The sequence below is a fragment of the Qipengyuania sp. SS22 genome (genome assembly GCF_025736935.1).
Lineage (GTDB): Bacteria > Pseudomonadota > Alphaproteobacteria > Sphingomonadales > Sphingomonadaceae > Qipengyuania.
Genome location: NZ_CP107048.1, coordinates 1,728,703 through 1,745,334, shown reverse-complemented (window position 1 = coordinate 1,745,334; position 16,632 = coordinate 1,728,703). Strand labels below are relative to the sequence as shown.

Annotated in this window: 20 protein-coding genes and 1 pseudogene; 17 read left to right on the top strand and 4 right to left on the bottom strand. The window is 62.0% G+C overall.

Annotation, left to right across the window (positions count from 1 at the left end; genetic code table 11):
* The first annotated feature begins 71 nt into the window (after positions 1-71).
* The 9 genes from N6L26_RS08660 to N6L26_RS08620 all read left to right on the top strand — a co-directional run bounded on the left by N6L26_RS08660 (position 72) and on the right by N6L26_RS08620 (position 7,293).
* Positions 72-743 carry a peroxiredoxin gene (locus N6L26_RS08660; RefSeq protein WP_263605194.1) on the top strand — a complete coding sequence of 224 codons (672 nt, stop codon included), beginning with the start codon at positions 72-74 and terminating at the stop codon, positions 741-743.
* Positions 740-1,078, top strand: a complete 339-nt coding sequence (locus N6L26_RS08655) for an ArsR/SmtB family transcription factor (protein ID WP_263605193.1) — start codon at positions 740-742, stop codon at positions 1,076-1,078. The genes N6L26_RS08660 and N6L26_RS08655 overlap by 4 nt, the downstream gene beginning before the upstream one ends.
* Positions 1,079-1,342: 264 nt before the next feature.
* Positions 1,343-2,077 (top strand): tonB-system energizer ExbB, encoded by a 735-nt coding sequence (gene exbB, locus N6L26_RS08650; RefSeq protein ID WP_263605192.1) that lies wholly within the window; start codon positions 1,343-1,345, stop codon positions 2,075-2,077.
* Between the two features lies 1 nt (position 2,078).
* The gene (exbD, locus tag N6L26_RS08645; protein WP_263605191.1) at positions 2,079-2,507 is read left to right on the top strand and encodes a TonB system transport protein ExbD; all 429 of its coding nucleotides are present in this window, start codon (positions 2,079-2,081) and stop codon (positions 2,505-2,507) included.
* Positions 2,507-3,253, top strand: a complete 747-nt coding sequence (locus tag N6L26_RS08640; protein ID WP_263605190.1) for an energy transducer TonB — start codon at positions 2,507-2,509, stop codon at positions 3,251-3,253. Before exbD ends, N6L26_RS08640 begins: the two co-directional genes overlap by 1 nt.
* Before the next feature lie 19 nt (positions 3,254-3,272).
* Positions 3,273-5,642 carry a TonB-dependent receptor gene (locus N6L26_RS08635; protein WP_263605189.1) on the top strand — a complete coding sequence of 790 codons (2,370 nt, stop codon included), beginning with the start codon at positions 3,273-3,275 and terminating at the stop codon, positions 5,640-5,642.
* Between the two features lie 60 nt (positions 5,643-5,702).
* Complete coding sequence (locus N6L26_RS08630; protein ID WP_263605188.1) at positions 5,703-6,386, top strand: Fe2+-dependent dioxygenase; 684 nt, start codon at positions 5,703-5,705, stop codon at positions 6,384-6,386.
* On the top strand, positions 6,383-6,967 hold the full coding sequence (locus tag N6L26_RS08625; RefSeq protein ID WP_263605187.1) for a sulfite oxidase heme-binding subunit YedZ: 585 nt from the start codon (positions 6,383-6,385) through the stop codon (positions 6,965-6,967). Before N6L26_RS08630 ends, N6L26_RS08625 begins: the two co-directional genes overlap by 4 nt.
* Positions 6,964-7,293, top strand: coding sequence for a PepSY domain-containing protein (locus tag N6L26_RS08620; protein WP_263605186.1), 330 nt, complete (start codon positions 6,964-6,966; stop codon positions 7,291-7,293). The genes N6L26_RS08625 and N6L26_RS08620 overlap by 4 nt, the downstream gene beginning before the upstream one ends.
* A 39-nt stretch (positions 7,294-7,332) precedes the next feature.
* On the opposite strand, the gene N6L26_RS08615 is transcribed toward N6L26_RS08620, so the two are convergent.
* A complete protein-coding gene (locus N6L26_RS08615) occupies positions 7,333-7,482 on the bottom strand; it encodes a hypothetical protein (protein WP_263605185.1) in 150 nt (49 codons plus the stop codon).
* A 559-nt stretch (positions 7,483-8,041) separates the two neighbouring features.
* Between N6L26_RS08615 and N6L26_RS08610 the strand changes: the two genes are divergently transcribed.
* The 6 genes from N6L26_RS08610 to N6L26_RS08585 all read left to right on the top strand — a co-directional run bounded on the left by N6L26_RS08610 (position 8,042) and on the right by N6L26_RS08585 (position 13,434).
* On the top strand, positions 8,042-9,088 hold the full coding sequence (locus N6L26_RS08610) for a fatty acid desaturase (RefSeq protein WP_263605184.1): 1,047 nt from the start codon (positions 8,042-8,044) through the stop codon (positions 9,086-9,088).
* A gap of 149 nt (positions 9,089-9,237) precedes the next feature.
* Positions 9,238-9,882, top strand: a complete 645-nt coding sequence (locus tag N6L26_RS08605; protein WP_263605183.1) for an SRPBCC family protein — start codon at positions 9,238-9,240, stop codon at positions 9,880-9,882.
* On the top strand, positions 9,882-11,063 hold the full coding sequence (locus N6L26_RS08600) for a zinc-dependent alcohol dehydrogenase (protein WP_263605182.1): 1,182 nt from the start codon (positions 9,882-9,884) through the stop codon (positions 11,061-11,063). The genes N6L26_RS08605 and N6L26_RS08600 overlap by 1 nt, the downstream gene beginning before the upstream one ends.
* Before the next feature lie 2 nt (positions 11,064-11,065).
* Positions 11,066-11,860 carry an SDR family NAD(P)-dependent oxidoreductase gene (locus N6L26_RS08595; protein WP_263605181.1) on the top strand — a complete coding sequence of 265 codons (795 nt, stop codon included), beginning with the start codon at positions 11,066-11,068 and terminating at the stop codon, positions 11,858-11,860.
* A gap of 43 nt (positions 11,861-11,903) precedes the next feature.
* Positions 11,904-12,521 carry a flavodoxin family protein gene (locus N6L26_RS08590; RefSeq protein WP_263605180.1) on the top strand — a complete coding sequence of 206 codons (618 nt, stop codon included), beginning with the start codon at positions 11,904-11,906 and terminating at the stop codon, positions 12,519-12,521.
* A gap of 43 nt (positions 12,522-12,564) precedes the next feature.
* Positions 12,565-13,434: an SDR family oxidoreductase gene (locus tag N6L26_RS08585; protein WP_263605179.1), complete on the top strand. Its 870-nt coding sequence runs from the start codon at positions 12,565-12,567 to the stop codon at positions 13,432-13,434.
* An 89-nt stretch (positions 13,435-13,523) separates the two neighbouring features.
* Here the strand turns inward: N6L26_RS08585 and N6L26_RS08580 are convergent, their stop codons facing one another.
* The gene (locus N6L26_RS08580) at positions 13,524-14,021 is read right to left on the bottom strand and encodes an MgtC/SapB family protein (RefSeq protein ID WP_050599070.1); all 498 of its coding nucleotides are present in this window, start codon (positions 14,019-14,021) and stop codon (positions 13,524-13,526) included.
* Between the two features lie 254 nt (positions 14,022-14,275).
* Here N6L26_RS08580 and N6L26_RS08575 point away from each other — a divergent pair.
* Together N6L26_RS08575 and N6L26_RS08570 are read left to right on the top strand one after the other, a co-directional pair.
* A pseudogene (locus N6L26_RS08575) lies at positions 14,276-14,473 on the top strand (plasmid stabilization protein); the annotation flags it as partial.
* A 14-nt stretch (positions 14,474-14,487) separates the two neighbouring features.
* On the top strand, positions 14,488-14,709 hold the full coding sequence (locus tag N6L26_RS08570; RefSeq protein WP_263605178.1) for a hypothetical protein: 222 nt from the start codon (positions 14,488-14,490) through the stop codon (positions 14,707-14,709).
* Between the two features lie 331 nt (positions 14,710-15,040).
* Here the strand turns inward: N6L26_RS08570 and N6L26_RS08565 are convergent, their stop codons facing one another.
* Both N6L26_RS08565 and N6L26_RS08560 read right to left on the bottom strand, forming a co-directional pair.
* A complete protein-coding gene (locus N6L26_RS08565) occupies positions 15,041-16,081 on the bottom strand; it encodes a sodium:calcium antiporter (protein WP_263605177.1) in 1,041 nt (346 codons plus the stop codon).
* A gap of 149 nt (positions 16,082-16,230) precedes the next feature.
* A complete protein-coding gene (locus N6L26_RS08560; RefSeq protein ID WP_263605176.1) occupies positions 16,231-16,587 on the bottom strand; it encodes a PRC-barrel domain-containing protein in 357 nt (118 codons plus the stop codon).
* Positions 16,588-16,632: the final 45 nt, after the last annotated feature.

Here is a 16,632-nt window from a genome sequence, read left to right as displayed (position 1 = left end):
TCTCACTCCATTCGATTACATAAACTATTTATATGTGTTGCGTTTCCGATGTCAAGTGGTATGCAGTCGAAATGACTCAACCTACTTCGACTGACAGTGGCGAGCGGATCGCCCCCGGGGCCGGCTTGCGGATCGGCGATATCGCCCCCGATTTTTCCGCCCGGAGCACTGCGGGCGACATGCGGCTGTCGGATTGCCGCGGCCGCTGGCTGGTCCTGTTCTCGCACCCGGCGGACTTCACTCCCGTCTGCACGACCGAGTTCGTGGCGCTGGCCAAGGCGGCGGACCAGTTCGCGCAGCGCGATTGCGATTTGATGGCGTTGTCGGTCGATAGCCTGTTCTCGCATTTCGCCTGGCTGCGGATGATCCGCGACCGGTTCGACATCGAAGTGCGTTTCCCGATCATCGAAGATCCCACGCTCGTCATCGGGCGCGCCTATGGCATGGTCGCGCCGGGCGATAATGACAGCGCCACGGTGCGCACGACCTTCTTCATCGATCCGCACGGCGTAATCCGCGCAATGACCTGCTATCCTGCCAATGTCGGACGCTCGACCCCCGAAATGCTCCGTACGCTCGATGCGCTGCAGGCGGTCGACAAGGATCCGGTGCTTGCGCCGGCGAATTGGGAGCCGGGAGAGAAGCTGCTGCGGCAGCCCAGCGCCAAGCTCGACGATGTCTTCGCGGCGAAGGATCACACCGACTGGTTCCTGCAGGAAGTGGGCCGGGGCAAGCGCAGATGACCGGGGACGAACTGGTCGACGCGCTCAAGGCGGTCGCGCATCCGGTGCGCCTGCGCATCCTGCAAGCGCTCGCCGGGACCGAACGCAATGTCGGCGAGATCGACGAGGTGGCGGACATCGGCCAGCCGACGCTGTCGCAGCAGCTCGCCGTGCTGCGCAATGCCGGGCTGGTGACGACACGCAAGGACGCCAAGCTGGTCTTCTACCGCATCGACGATCAGCGGGTCGCGGCGGTTTCGGCTGCGCTCGGCGGCCTGGCCGGAATAGACATCGCTCCCACGCGTCCGACCCGCAGCCCGGCCCCGGGCGTCGCCAACTTCGCGCGGCTTACCTGATCGGCCGTTCGCACGGGGCGGGGGCGAAACTTCTCGAAACGCCCAGGGCTGCGAGTTGCGCAGGTCGTTTACAGCTAAGGCGTGGCTCGCGGTGATCGTTGATCGGCGCTCGTGGCAACAATACCACCCGTAAATGCGGGCAGACGCCCTGCAAATGCGAATGACTTGCAATAGTGCGCGCGTCGCACTAGGCGGGCCTCCGAGCGAATCACGAGGGCCCCCATACAAGTGTCTCGACATCATTTTTCTGCTGCCGTCCTTGCTTTGACGGCCTTCCCCGCCAGCGCGCAGGCGCAGGTCGGTGGAACGCAAGCGGGCGCGCCTAGCCTGCCGACCGATCTCAGCGTCTGGGGCATGTTTGCGCAGGCCGACTGGGTGGTGAAGCTGGTGATGATCGGGCTAGTGCTGGCCTCGCTGGTCACCTGGACCGTGCTGGTCGCCAAGCATCTCGAACTCGCACGGCAACGCGAGAACGCCGAGCAGTGCCGCGACAAGCTCGCCGCCACGCAATCCCTGGCGCAGCTCGACCCCGCCTTCGCCGACCATCCGATCGTCGTCCAGGCGCGAGAAGAAATCGCCCAGTCGGCCGGGTCGCTTGACGACCGCGAAGGGCTGAAGGAACGGCTGGTCTCGCGGCTCGACCGGCACGAGGCGAAGGTTGCGCGCAAGATGACACAGGGCGTCACCATCCTCGGCACGATCGGGGCGACCGCACCCTTCGTCGGATTGTTCGGCACTGTCTGGGGCATCATGAACAGCTTCATCGGCATTGCCGAACAGCAGACTACCAATCTGGCAGTGGTCGCACCCGGTATTGCCGAAGCGCTGCTGGCCACCGCACTCGGACTCGTCGCCGCCATTCCGGCGGTGGTGATCTACAACCATTTTGCGCGCGCCATCGCGGCGCACCGTGCGGTTGTGGCGGATAGTGCGGCCGCGCTGCTGCGCGTGGTCTCGCGCGATCTCAGCCGTGGCACGCTGCCGGAGGGCAAGGCCTGAGATGGCGCTCCGGCTCGCCTCGGACAGCGAAGACCTCGCGGTCGCGCATGAAATCAATGTCACGCCGTTTATCGATGTGATGCTGGTGCTGCTGATCATCTTCATGGTCGCCGCGCCGCTCGCGACGGTCGATGTGAAGGTCGATCTGCCGGTGTCCAACGCGGCATCTGCAGCCAAGCCCGAAGCGCCGGTCTATCTGTCGCTGCAGGCCGACGGGTCGATCCTGGTCAATGAAGACGCGGTGCAACTGGCCGCGCTGGGTGCCGCGATCACCGAAGCGACCGCAGGCGACCGCGAAGAGCGGGTTTTCCTGCGCGCCGACAAGGCGATCACCTATGACGCAATCATGCAGGCGATGAACGCGCTGCGCGCCGCGGGCTATGTCCATGTGGCGCTGGTCGGTGCCGAATCCGGGGCAGCGGCGCAGTGATGCTGGGAGAGGCAGGACGCACCAATTGGATGCTGGGGGGCGGCGTCGCATTCGCCGGCCACGCAGCCGTGGTCGCGGGTCTGCTGCTTATCGGCACCACGCCGCCCAAGCCCATCGTCGAAGACCCGGTCGTCCTGCTCGAACTGCCCCGGCAGGCCGCCCCGGCGCCTGCGGCGCTGAACGAACAGCCGGTCGACGCGCTCCAGCCCGATTACGTACCGCCGCAGACTTTCCAGCCGCGCATCGAGGCACCGCAGGTCCGGGCGCCGTTGCCGCGCGATTTCGTCGCCACGCCGCCACCACCACCGCCGCTCCCCTCGCGGCGCAGCGTCACGCCCGCGCCGCAGCCCATCGCACCCGTCCAGCCCGCGCGCAATGCGCTGGCGGTCGCTCCCGAAGGCAGCGGCACCGGGACCGCCGCGACTGCGGGCGACGACCCCAAGGCCAAGCGCGAAGAGGCTGACTATTACGCGCTGTTAAGCGCGCATCTCAATCGCAAGAAGCGCTATCCGAGCGAGGCCAAGAAGGCGCGCCAGCAAGGCGTGGTGACGGTGCGGTTCACCGTGCTTGCCGATGGCCGGATCAGCGCCAGCTCGATCCGTTCCTCCAGCGGGCACGCCTTGCTCGACCAGGCCACGCTGGACCTGATGCAGCGCGTTGCGCCGCTGCCCAAATTCCCGCGATCGATGACCAAAGACAGCGTCACGATCTCGCTTCCTATCGACTATTCACTACGCACAAGATGATGATTAGAAAGGTTTTTCCATGAGGGATCGTAACCAGGGCGTGATCCGTCCGATCAGCCTGCGCGGTGCCGGACGGAGCACTGCAGTGGCGGCCATCGGCCTGTCGGCAGCGCTGATCGCCGGCAACGCCAAGGCACAGGATGCCAATGAAGAAGAGGAAGTCGTCCTCGACACGCTGCAGATCGAAGATGCCACCGCCGACGTCAATCCGAACGCGCAGCCGGGTGTGCCCTACAAGGCGCGCACTTCGGGCGATTTGCGCCGCGTGAAGCCATTGTCGGAAACCCCGCAGACGATCCAGGTGCTGACCGAACAGCAGCTCGAGGAACAGGGCGCGACCGATCTGCGCGACGTGCTCGACAACGTCCCCGGCGTGACCGTGGGTACGGGCGAGAACGGCAACGCCTTTGGCGACCGCTACATCATCCGCGGCCATGAAGCGCGCAGCGACGTGTTCGTCGACGGCCTGCGCGATCCCGGCATGACCACGCGCGAAACCTTCGCGGTCGACCAGATCGAGATCACCAAGGGGCCGAGCTCGAGCTTCGCGGGCCGCGGTTCGACCGGCGGCGCGGTCAATTCGATCACCAAAAAGGCCAGCACCGATTACCAGTTCACGCGCGTCGACGCCGGCATCGGCACCGACGATTATTACCGCGTGACGCTCGACGCCAATGTGCCGCTGACCGACACGTTCGCGGTGCGCGCCAACCTGCTCTACGGCTATGAGGAAGTGCCCAACCGCAACTTCTCCGACCGCGAGCGTTACGGTGCAGCCGTATCGGCGGCGTTCAAGCCCAGCGACACCTTCGAACTGGTGCTCGACTATTACCACCTCACGGCGGAAGATACGCCTGATCTGGGCGGCTATGTCCCGCGCCCGACCGGCACCGGCCCGAGCGATGTGACGGTCTACCAGCCGTGGGACGATGTGCCCAGTTACGCGCAGACCGGCGACTTCCTCGAATCCGATGTCGATACTTTCACCGGTCGGATCTACATCACCCCGTTCGACGGCTTCTCGATCGTCAACTCGACCCGCTATGGCGAAACCAGCAATGGGTACGTCCTCACCGGCCTGCGTGGCGGCGCCTATGATCCGGACACCGACACCTTCGCCCCGGTCACGCTGAGCAGCCATCAGGGCAATCAGGAAGTCGAGTATTTCGTCAACCAGTTCAACGTGATCGGCGAATTCACCACCGGCAGCCTGGCGCACAATCTGATCGTCGGCACCGAATATTCGAACCTGAAGGTCGCCAATGGCACCTATGACGTGACCAACAACGGTGCGACCAATTGCGTCACTGCCGGTCGTGGTGGTAGTCTCAACCCGAGCTATTGCATCACCGACGAAAACCGCAATGTGCTGTTCGGCGAAAGCGAAATCCACAACCTGCTGCAGCGCGACATCGTTCGCAGCGATGTCGACAGCGACTGGCAGGTCGAAACGCTGTCGGTTTATGCAATGGACACGATCGACTTCACTGACTGGCTGTCGATCCATGGCGGCATCCGCATGGACGCCTTCAGCTACAGCAATGTGGTCGACAGCCGCGGTACGGTGACGCCCTTTGGCTACAGCGATACGCTGTGGAACGGCCATGCCGGCGTTGGCGTGAAGCCGATGGAAGAGGTCTACGTCTACTTCAACTACGGTTCGGCCAAGAACATCAACGGCGGCGAATCCGACCTTGGCGGCAATTGCGGCTACGGCGGGATCTGCGTCGATGACGGCACCGACATTGGCGATGGGCGCCCCGAAAGCAGCGACAGCTTCGAACTGGGCGTTAAAGCCGACCTGTTCGACGATCGCTTCATGCTGACTGCCGCGGCCTTCCAGATCACCAAGGGTGATGTGTTCGAATCCGCCGGCGACGGGTACACTCCGGGCGGCTCGCTCAACACCGGTGAAAACCGTGTGCGCGGTATCGAGTTTGGCCTTGTTGGCAACATCACGCCCAAGCTGCTCGCGCAGGCGGCACTGACTGTGATGGAATCGGAAATCACCGATTCGAACGATCCGGACAAGATCGGTCGCCGTCTGAGCAATTTCGCCAACACGCAGTTCAGCGGCCAGATCCGCTACCAGGCGACCGATGCGATCGCCTTCGGCGGGACCGCGACTTACAAGGGTGCGCTATACACCGGTCAGCCCGACGATGCGGCAAGCTTCGTCGACGCGCTGGGCGTGCACACTTATCGCGTGCCGGATTACTGGACCTTCGATGCTTTCGTGAGCATGGACTTCAACCAGAACTTCGGTGCCCGTGTGAACGTGACCAACGTAACCGACGAGGATTACTACCTCTCCGGCTATCGTTCGGGCCACTTCCTCTACAAGGGTGACGAACGCCGGGCGACGCTCACGCTCACCGGCAAGTTCTGATACGGCGGGGCGCGGGCTTCGGCTCGCGCCCTGCCATCCTTTACGACAAGACTGTCCGCCATGCTGACCATCATCGAGAACCTGCTGGACGATGAAGAGGTGCGCGCCTTTCGCGACCGGCTGGCCGATGCCGACTGGCAGGATGGGGCCAGCACCGCGGGGACGCGGTCGATCGCGGTGAAGCAGAACCTGCAATTGCCGCGGCAGGATGCGCTTGCGCAGGAACTCGGCACGGCGATCCTGCGCCGACTGGGCCAGCATCCCGAATTCGTCTCGGCTTCGCTGGCGGAGAAGATCTGGCCGCCGGTGTTCAATCTCTACCAGGATGGCGGCCATTACGGCACGCATTCGGATGCCGCGCTGATGCGCTTGCCCGAAGCCGATCTGACCATCCGCAGCGATCTTTCGGCGACGCTGTTCCTGTCCGATCCCGACAGCTACGACGGCGGCGAGCTGATCGTCGAAGAGCAGTTCGGCGCACAGGCGGTCAAGCTCGCCGCAGGCGACATGGTTCTCTACCCCTCATCCAGCCTGCACCAGGTCGCGCCTGTCACCCGCGGGCAGCGGATCTGCGCGATCAGCTGGATCCAGAGCGCAGTGGCCGATACCTCGGCGCGTGCGCTGCTTTACGATCTCGACCAGTCGATCCGCGCGTTGACGCCCGACCGTCCGCAGGACGATGCCGAGATCAACCGCTTGATCCACATCTATCACAATCTGCTGCGGCGCTGGGCGCAGCCGTGATCGGCTGGCGCCGCGCGCTGCTGTGGCTCGTCCTTGCCATTCCGGCGGCGCTGATGATCCAGCGTTTCGTCAGTGGCGAGACGCTGGCGATGGACATCTACCACCCCAGCGGCGAGATGTCGGTGCGGCTGATGATCTGCGCGCTGCTGCCCGGTCCGCTGACCGATGCGCTGGGCCCCAACCGCTTCCTGCGCGGCTGGCTGGCGATCCGCCGCAATCTGGGCGTAGCCGCATTCCTTTACGCGCTGCTGCATCTCGTTTTCTACGTACTCGACATGCAGCTGGTGTCGGCGATGGTGGGCGAGTTGGCCTTTCCCGGAATCTGGACCGGCTGGCTGGCCTTCGCGCTGTTGCTGGTACCTGCTGCGATCAGCTTCGATGCCGCGATGCGCCGTCTCGGGCGGGGCTGGAAGCAACTCCAGCGCCTCGTCTATCCGGCTTTCATCTTGGCGCTGATCCACTGGCTGTTGCTCGATTGGGCATGGGGGCCAGCGCTCGTTCACCTCGCCCCGCTAGTGGTGGCATGGACATTGCGCATGGTCATGCGCCGCAGGACAATCGTTACCAGGAGTATCGCATGAGTTTTCGCCGGATCCTCAAGGCTTCGACCCTTTTCGCTGCCGTCGCGGCTGTCGGCCTCGCTGCCCCCGCGCAGGCCGATGGCGACATCACCTGCAAGGCCGGCCCCAAGGATGGCTGGCAGAAGATCTCCAAGCTGAAGAAGAAGGTCTGGCTGGAGGAATGGAAGCTGCTGAAAATGCAGGTCGAAGGCGATTGTTACGAAGTCTACGCCCGGACCAAGGAAGGCCAGTCGATCGAAGCCTTTTTCCACCCGGTGACGCTCAAGAAGCTGGTGGTGTTCCGCCGCGGCCAGGAAATCTACCGCGCCGACGGGTTTACCGGCTAGCGTTCGATTTGGTGTTGCCCCTCGCGCATGAGGGGCGGGCTAGGCAGTGTCACCAGACACGACGCGCGCGGCGACTTCGCCAAGACCTTCGAAGCGGGCGACCGCATGCTGACCCGCGGCAATTTCGTGGACGCCGGTGATCGCCGTCGGGCAGCCGATCCGCGAGATGGCCAAGGCCGCTGCGGTCAAGCGGTTGCCCCCGATACGGCACAGGCGAAGCCATCGAACTTCCCTGCGCGGCTAGTGACCCGCATTTCGGCCGCGTCTCCCGCCGAGTCTGATCCCGATGGTTGAAATGACGCTCCGCTTTGCGAGGTCACTTCGACACCGATTTCCTCGGCGATGCCCGGCCCGGGAGCCAGTGGCGGAGACGGAGGGAATTGAATTTAAAGCCTAAGTTACTGAGATTGCACAGCAATTTGGGGCATTCCGTGGTCTGTGCCCCCAAATGTGCCCCCAATTTTTGGGATAGCTTCTGTTTGCTGACGTGGGCTTCGAATTTGGCAACCAAGAGCAACTATAGCCTAGGCTGCTTTTCGTCTTGTGGCCTGCATTCGCTCGAAATTGTTGCCCCATAAGGCCTGGGGATCAGGATTTTGTTGCCCATCGACCTGAGTCGCTCCAGGTCTGAAATTGGGCGTTAGTGGACAGTCCGCCTCTGGCGCGGGACACACGGAAAGTCGCCCGCATTTCCGAGCACAGTCGATCCTGCGTGACAATCGCGCCATGCCACATTAGCGGATCGCGAGTGAGTGTTTCCCGTTCTGAGGCGGCCTCGGCAATCGTCCGCCCCGCCATGCCCGACCCTCGTCAGTTGATGCGCGACCTTCAGGTGTTCCGCGATCCAAAACCGGAGCGCAGCCTGTGGGAGCTTGGCATCACGCTGATCCCCTTTCTTGGACTGTTCGCCGCGATTATCGGAGCAGCGGACGCGGGTTACCTGCTCGCTCTCGCGCTTACTCCGCTCGCCGGACTGTTCCTACTGCGGCTCTTCATTATCCAGCACGATTGCGGCCACGGATCCTTCCTGCGGGAGCGGCGGAGTAATGACTGGTTCGGGCGGATGCTGGGCGTCTTCACCCTCACGCCCTATGATTGCTGGAGCCTCAGTCACGCGCGTCATCACGCCATGACTGGCAATCTCGACAAGCGCGGCTTTGGCGATGTCGATACGCTGACGGTGCGCGAGTATTGTGAGAGATCGAGGACCCAGCGGCTCGGATATCGCCTATACCGCCACCCGTTGACCTTGCTTGGCTTCGGCCCCGCCTACCTCTTTCTGCTGCGGCACCGTCTGCCAGTGGGATTAATGAAGGAGGGCTGGAAGTTCTGGATCAGCGCGCTGGGCACGAACCTTGCCACTCTCGCAATCCTAGCCGTGCCAATATGGTTAGTCGGCTTCGGAGTGACGCTGGCAGTATTTCTGCCGACTCTGCTCTTTGCCGCGAGCATGGGAGTGTGGCTGTTCTACATCCAGCACCAGTTCCCCCAAGCATACTGGGAAAGCAAATCCGACTGGTCCTTCGCCGAAGCCGCCCTGATGGGCAGCACACATTTAGATCTGCCGCCGGTTCTGCGCTGGTTCACCGGCAATATCGGCATCCACCACGTGCACCACCTTTCGAGCACGATACCGTTCCACCGCCTGCCCGAAGTCCTGAAGGCGCATCCGGCTCTACGCGATCTCAACCGCTACACGGCATGGGAGTCGCTCAGCGCGTTCCGTCTGGCTCTATGGGATGAGGAACAGCAGCGTATGGTGACGTTTGCTGAAGCCAAGAAGATGATGGGCTAAGCTTGCGCTTTTAAGTAGCTAGATCCGGCCCTGAACGCCGCTGAAGAGTGCCTCGGTAGAATTGAACTCAACCCACCAACGTCTCGCCGTAAATGTCCGGAACTGTTTGAGCGGGAATTCGCTGCGTCATCATGTCGCGGAGAAAACCTATGTCTCAAAATTCCAAAATCGGCGCCGGATTGGGCGGCGTCGTTCTTACCGCCGGAGCGATCGCGTTCGGAGCGTTCCTATCCAATAGGCACCAAAATCGCGGATATGACGATGCCGCGAACCATGCCAAACGCCAGCCTGAAGGCGACAACGCGCAGGCCGGTCGATCGGTAACCATCCGCAAGCCGCGAGCCGAACTGTTCGCATTCTGGTCGGACTTCTCCAACTTGCCGCAATTCATGGAGAATGTGGAAGCGATCGAAGCCGGCGCAGACGGAGCATCGACCTGGCGGATCAAGGCCCCCGCAGGCCAGACGGTCGCGGTGAAAACCGAAATCGCCAGCAAGAAGCAGAACGAGCTGATCGCCTGGCGCTCGGTCGAGGATTCCGAGATCGAGGCAAGCGGCGAGGTTCGCTTCGAAGATGCGCCGGGCGAGCGTGGAACCAGAGTCAGTCTTGTGATGGCCTACGACCCGCCCGCAGGCGCGCTCGGCCGAGCGGTGGCGAAGCTGTTCCTGCGCGAGCCGCAGGTCCAGGCCCGGCACGATCTGAAGCGTTTCAAGATGCTCATGGAAACCGGGGAAATAGCGACATCGGCGCGAACGCGGGACGAAACCCGTGCAGCCAAGCAGGAGAACGGATGATGCGAGCACTTACCTGGCATGGAACCAACGACGTTCGCGTGGACACGGTCAGCGATCCGGAAATCATCAATCCCCGCGATGCGATCATCAAGATCACCAGCACCGCCATCTGCGGGTCCGACCTTCACCTTTACGATGGCGTCATTCCCGGCGTGGTGCCGGGCGATGTGCTGGGCCATGAATTCATGGGCGAAGTCGTCGAGACGGGGGCTGCGAGCGATCTGAAGAAAGGGCAGCGCGTCGTCGTGCCGTTCACGATCAGCTGCGGAGGCTGTTTCCACTGCAAGCAGCAGCAATATTCCGCCTGCGACAATTCCAACCCGGCTGAAAAGCAGGATATGTCGGCGACGCTTTACGGCCAGCCGATGGCCGCGCTGTTCGGCTATTCGCACCTGACCGGTGGCTACTCGGGCGGACAGGCGGAATACGCCCGCGTGCCATTTTCCGATGTCGGCCCGATCATCGTTCCCGACCATCTGGAGGACGACAAGGTGTTGTTCCTCTCGGACATCCTCCCGACCGGCTGGATGGCGGCGGAAAATGCCGACATCCAGCCCGACGATACCGTTGCGGTGTGGGGCTGCGGCCCGGTCGGATTGTTCGCGATCCAGTCGGCCATCGTGATGGGTGCATCCAAGGTAATCGCGATCGATCACTATCCGAACCGTCTCGCACTGGCGAAGCAGCTGGGCGCGGAGATCATCGACTTCCGCGAGACCGATGTGCGCGAGGCCTTGATGGAAATGTCCGGCGGGATCGGCGTGGATGCGGTGATCGACGCGGTCGGCATGGAATCGCACGGCTTCGCCATCGACAACATGTTCGACGTGGTGAAGCAGAAGGTCGGCATGGGGGCGGACCGCGCGAGCGCGCTGAAACAGGCGATTCTCGCGGTCCGGTTCGGCGGCAAGGTCTCGATCCCCGGCGTCTATGGCGGGATGACCGACAAGTGGCCGCTCGGGGCGATGATGGAAAAGGGCCTGCAGGTCCGCGGCGGCCAGACCCATGTTCAGAAATATACCAAAAAACTGCTCGAGAAGATCGAGGATGGCACGCTCGATACCACGTTCCTGATCAGCCACCGACTGCCGCTCGAACAGGCGGCCGAAGGCTACAAGAATTTCAAGGAGCAGCAGAATGAATGGACCAAGGTCATTCTGAAGCCCGGGATGGAGAATTGATCATGGCCGGGAAGATCGACAAGCTGTCCGGGCTGTGCGTGATCACCGGTGCTTCGAGCGGGATCGGGCTCGAGCTCACGAAGCTGGCCGCCCGCGATGGCTGCGACCTGATCCTCGCCGCCGACCGTGATCTTGGCGCGGCCGAAGCCGCCGCGCGGCAGTGCGGTGCCGCAGGTGTCGAGACGGTCGAAGCCGATCTCGCCACCCGCGATGGCCTCGAGGCCCTCGTGACGGCGCTTGGTGACCGCACGCCCGATGTCCTGCTTGCCAATGCTGGCCACGGGCTGGGCGAAGCGTTCCTCGATCAGGAGTGGAAGGACATCGCCCATGTCATCCACACTAATGTCACCGGCACGACCTGGCTGTTGCACCATATCGGGCAGAAGATGCGGGCGAAGAATGCCGGCCGCATCCTGGTGACCGGTTCGATCGCGGGGCACATCCCCGGCGCTTTCCAGCTCGTTTACAACAGCACCAAGAGCTACATCGATTACTTCTGCTTCGGGCTGCGCAACGAGTTCAAGGATACCGACGTGGTCGTCTCGTGCCTGATGCCGGGGCCGACGGATACCCAGTTCTTCGACCGCGCCGGGCTCGAGAACACCGATGTCGGCAAATCGGACAGCAAGGACGATCCCGCCATGGTCGCCGAGGCGGGCTACAACGCCCTTCTCGAAGGCGACGCGCACACGGTCAGCGGCTTCATGAACAAGATCCAGGATATGTTCGCCGGCGTGATTCCCGACACGGTGCTTGCCCAGATGCACCGCCGGATGGCCGAACCTGACGATCGCTAGGGCCCCACGCTTTCGCCAATCGCAACAACCGAGGAGAACACCTATGCCTCTCACCGCCATTGCCCTGAACTGCTCGCTCAAGAAATCTTCGGACGAAGCAAGCTCCACCGACGCCATGATCGCCGTGCTGAAAGAGCATCTGGCCGAGCAGGATGTCGAACTGGCCGAAACCATCCGCATCGCCGATTACAATGTCCCGCCGGGCGTGACGTCGGACGAGGGCGAGGGTGACGACTGGCCAGGTATCCGCGAGAAAATCCTGAACCAGGACATCCTGGTCTTCGGCGGGCCGATCTGGATGGGCCAGATCGGGTCGGTCGCCAAACGCGTGCTCGAACGCATGGATGCCTTCACCAGCGAAACCGACGACCAAGGCCGGATGCCGAGCTTCGGCAAGGTGGCGATTGCCGCGATCGTCGGCAATGAAGATGGCGCGCACTGGAGCTCGGCTCAGCTGTTCCAGTCGCTCAACGACACCGGTTGGACGATCCCGGCGGGCGCAGCCTGCTATTGGGTCGGCGAGGCAATGGGCGGCACCGACTTCAAGGAGCTGGCCAAAACCCCCGACGCGGTGAACGAGACCGCGCAGATGTGCGCGATCAATGCCGCACATCTCGCCAAACTTCTCGGGGGCGACACCTACCCCGGGACGAAGACCTGACGGCCCGGCACGCCCACATTCCGTAATTTCTTGGGAGATCATCATGGGACAAGAAACCACCAACCAGATCGAGCCGCCCCTGCCTGAGCAACAACAGCGTGTCCCGGGCGCGACCGAGGCAATGCACCCCAAGCCCGACCACGGCGAAGACAGCTACGAGGGCTCCGGCCGTCTCGGAGGAAAGAGGGTTGTCATTACCGGCGGTGACAGCGGGATCGGTCGCGCGGTCGCAATCGCCTTCGCGCGGGAAGGCGCGGATGTCCTGATAGCCTATCTGTGCGAGGATCACGACGCGCAGGAAACGAAGAAATGGGTCGAAAAAGCCGGGCGCAAATGCGCCTTGATGCGCGGCGATATCAGCGATGCGGCGCATTGCCGGGCGATAATCGACCAGGCTGTCCGCACCTTCGGCGGGATCGACGTGCTGGTGAACAACGCTGCCCACCAGATGACTTTCGAGACATTGGAAGACATTCCCGACGAAGAGTGGGAGCGGACCTTCGCGACCAATATCCACGCGATGTTCTATCTCGCCAAAGCCGCTTTGCCCCACATGGGTGAGGGCAGTTCGATCATCAATTCGGCATCGATCAATTCCGACCAGCCCAATCCTACGCTGCTGCCCTACGCAACCACGAAGGGTGCGATCCAGAATTACACGACAGGCCTCGCGCAACTACTGGCAGACCGGAAAATCCGGGTGAACTGCGTCGCGCCCGGGCCGGTTTGGACACCGCTTATCCCCTCGACGATGCCGGAAGAGGACGTCGCGGAATTCGGGAAGGATTATCCGCTCGGCCGCCCCGCGCAGCCCGCCGAACTCGCGCCGCCTTACGTCATGCTGGCGAGCGATGAAGCGAGCTATATCTCGGGGGCTACAATCGCCGTTACCGGCGGCAAACCGATGATGTGATCTGTCGACTGCCCGTGCAGGGGGAGCGAAACAGCGCGCGGCGACCGGTTCGGAATGCCCGGACGGACATGCGATTCCGACGCGGACGCCTATTCGTCGGGCGACCTTCCGATTGAGCGCGCGATGTTGCGATCCTCCTTGCCGAACTTGTCCTCCGCAACCCGTAAGACCGTGATCATGATCAGGCTGACAACGGTCAGAATCGCCACCAGGGGCCATTGCGCAGCACCGCAGGCGATGCCCACCATGGTCGCTAGCCATAGATGGGCCGCCGTCGTCAGATTGTGGAGCTGGCCCTTGCTGAAGACGATCAGGCCCGCCCCGATTATCCCGATGAATGCTCCGGCTGCCTCGAACAGTCGCAGGGGGTCCATCCGCGGACCGTCGAGCTGATGGTATAGGGCCATGATCGACACGACCATGGCCGCTGCCGAGACACAGATCAGGCCATGCGTTCGCATGCCAGCGGCATGGCCGCGCCATTCGCGATCAAGCCCCAGCACCAGACCGAGAATCGCAGCCACGCCAAGCCGGCTGATGATATCCCAATCGAGCCATTCGAGGGATGTGACAGGGTTGAGTTCCATGGTTGGCTATTCCGCTTTCTGCCCGGGTCCCGGGATGGGGTCTTTGCGCTCGCCGCAAGCCGATAGGACATTCAACCCGAGTGCTGCAAATTGCCGGGTCGGATGCTCTCTCCTGTAGACAGCCGGGCAGTGCCCCTATGATAACCCGTTGCAAATGTGAGACAATCTCTTCGCTTGGCCCTTGCCTCATGCGGGGTTCCCCATACATTTTCTTAGCGCGGGCGGGGTCTCAACAGGACACGAGGAGAAACGTGATGGCGAAGGGAGACAAGGACAAATATACCGACCAGCAGAAGCGCAAGGTTGAGCACATCGAAGAGAGCTACGAGGACCGCGGCGTGTCGCAGGAAGAAGCCGAACGCCGCGCCTGGTCGACCGTCAACAAACAAAGCGGCGGCGGCAACAAGTCCGGCTCTGGCCGGGGCGGGCACAAGAGTTCGCGCGAAGACGGGGCGGAAAGCAAGTGATGCATAGTTACAAGCTGTGCGCTCGCGATGATCACGATTCAGTAATTGAAGAGATCGATTTCGAATGTTTTTCGATTGTCGGAGCTCTGGATAAGGCCAAGGCCATGGTCAAAGCCGGCCACGCCGATCTCTACGAAGATGGCGCGCCGATTTGTTCGATGGAACTGGTGGCGGAAACAGGCGTGTGGCTGGTTGGTAAGCCGCGGTCACCTGAATGCTAAACTAAATTTATAGCCGAGCAGCCCTTAGACCGCGGGTAGTTTCCAGCTCTGCGTCTGCTTTTCGAATTCGCCGCGCGCGGGAGATAAAAGGGCATCCGAAAGCAGCCGTGAACGTCCGGAATTAGGACGCGAAGCGGTCGGTCCGAAACGGGGCCGATAGTGGTCTGTCTGCTTTTAGCTAAGTATATCGAAAAGCTGCCTGAGCTTTACGCAGGGCATCACATTGCTCTGAAGAGCCCATTGAATCCTTATCTTGCATCATTAGGTCGGTCACAAGCTGAAGAGGGATGTTTCTGCGGGAGCGGCCTTGCACATGCTTCTGCAATCATCCCTAGCGAGCGTAGATGCCGGCGAGTATCGAGACCACTCCGGCGACGTAGACAATTAGCACGGCAATGCTGTCATAGCCCATGCGCAGCGCGTGTTTGTCACGCCGCTCGATAAGTCCGATCAGCACCAGCGCGGTCAACAGTACGCCGATCAACGCCGCCGTCATTGAGGCGCGATCAACCTGCCGCAGCACCGGCTCGCCCTGATCCAGCACATCGATGAACCCGATCAGGACAATGTCGAACATGTTGCCGCCTAGAATGTCTCCGATCGCCAGTTCGGCGCGGCGCAGCCGTACCGCCGCAATCGCCGTACTGAGTTCGGGAAGAGATGTAGCGAACGCGAGCAGGGTCAATCCAATCAGACCGGTGTCGACTCCGGTGTTTTCTGCGATGCCTTCTGCTGAGAGCGTAACCATCGTGCCGCCAATCAAGATCAGCAGTCCCATGCCGGAAGTGAGCAGCGCAATCCGCGCATTGGAAGCGGAGACCTTCTTGATCTCGCTGGTCTCGACTTCCGCTTCCATGGCCGGCACCCATCCGCTGACCGCGACTTCGCGGCTCAATTGGCGAATGCAGATGATGTAGGTGACCGTGATCAGAACTGGGAAGAACCCGATGCTTCCCGGCAGCGACCAATCGCCCACCATCACGCCGATGGCGGCGATGATGAGCAAGACGATGCTGACCAGAGCGTTGAGAATCGTACGCGGCCCCGGGACCGTGCTGGTCAGCGCTTTTTTGCCCATGAACAAGTCGGCGAGCGCAATCACGACGACTTGAAACGCCACTCCACCCAGCAGATTGTTGACTGCCATAGAGGGGTTGCCGGAAAGCGTGGCGACGGTGGTCGTCGATATCTCGGGCAAGGAAGTGACTGCACCCAGCAGAAGGACACCGACCACGGCCTGGCCGAGGCCGGACCGTTCGGCGATCTCGTCGGCATAGAGCGCCAGCTTGGTCCCGGCATACCATACCAGCGCCGCTCCACCAAAGAAGACGGCCGAGAGGACGGGCAAGGACATCGTGATGAAGTCAGGCATCAATCGAAGATTCTCCCAAATCCCCTTTGCCGACCTTGAGCTCGTGGACTGGGCTCATCTGTAGCGACACGGTTCAGTAGCGATGCAAGACGAAACGAGTGGGGGCCAACCCTGAAGGCAGGCCCCCAAGTTTCTTGGGTCTAGGTCACTTACGCTGTTTCATAATATTTGTGGACGCCAGACCGGAAATTGTCGTCGTAGGCTTTGCGTCGCTCCCCAGAGGTGAAGCGAGGTCCCTCTCGAAGAGTGTTTTCGTCAATGTTGAGATGGTAGCCGCCTAGGTCGGTATCGTAATCGAGTTTCGACCACGGGACACAGTGCCTCTCATCACCCATCCCCAAAAAACCGCCGACCGATAAAACTGCTTCGGTTGTTTGCCCACCACGCTTCTCGATCAAGACGTGATCGACGTGGCCGATGTTTTTCCCAGCGCGATCGAAAACGGCGGTACCTTCAACGCGATCGCTTGAGATAACAGCGGAATTCTTTTCTGCTTCAGTATCCATTTTCCCACTCCTTAGCTGAATTGCACCAGGCTTCTCGAAAGCACA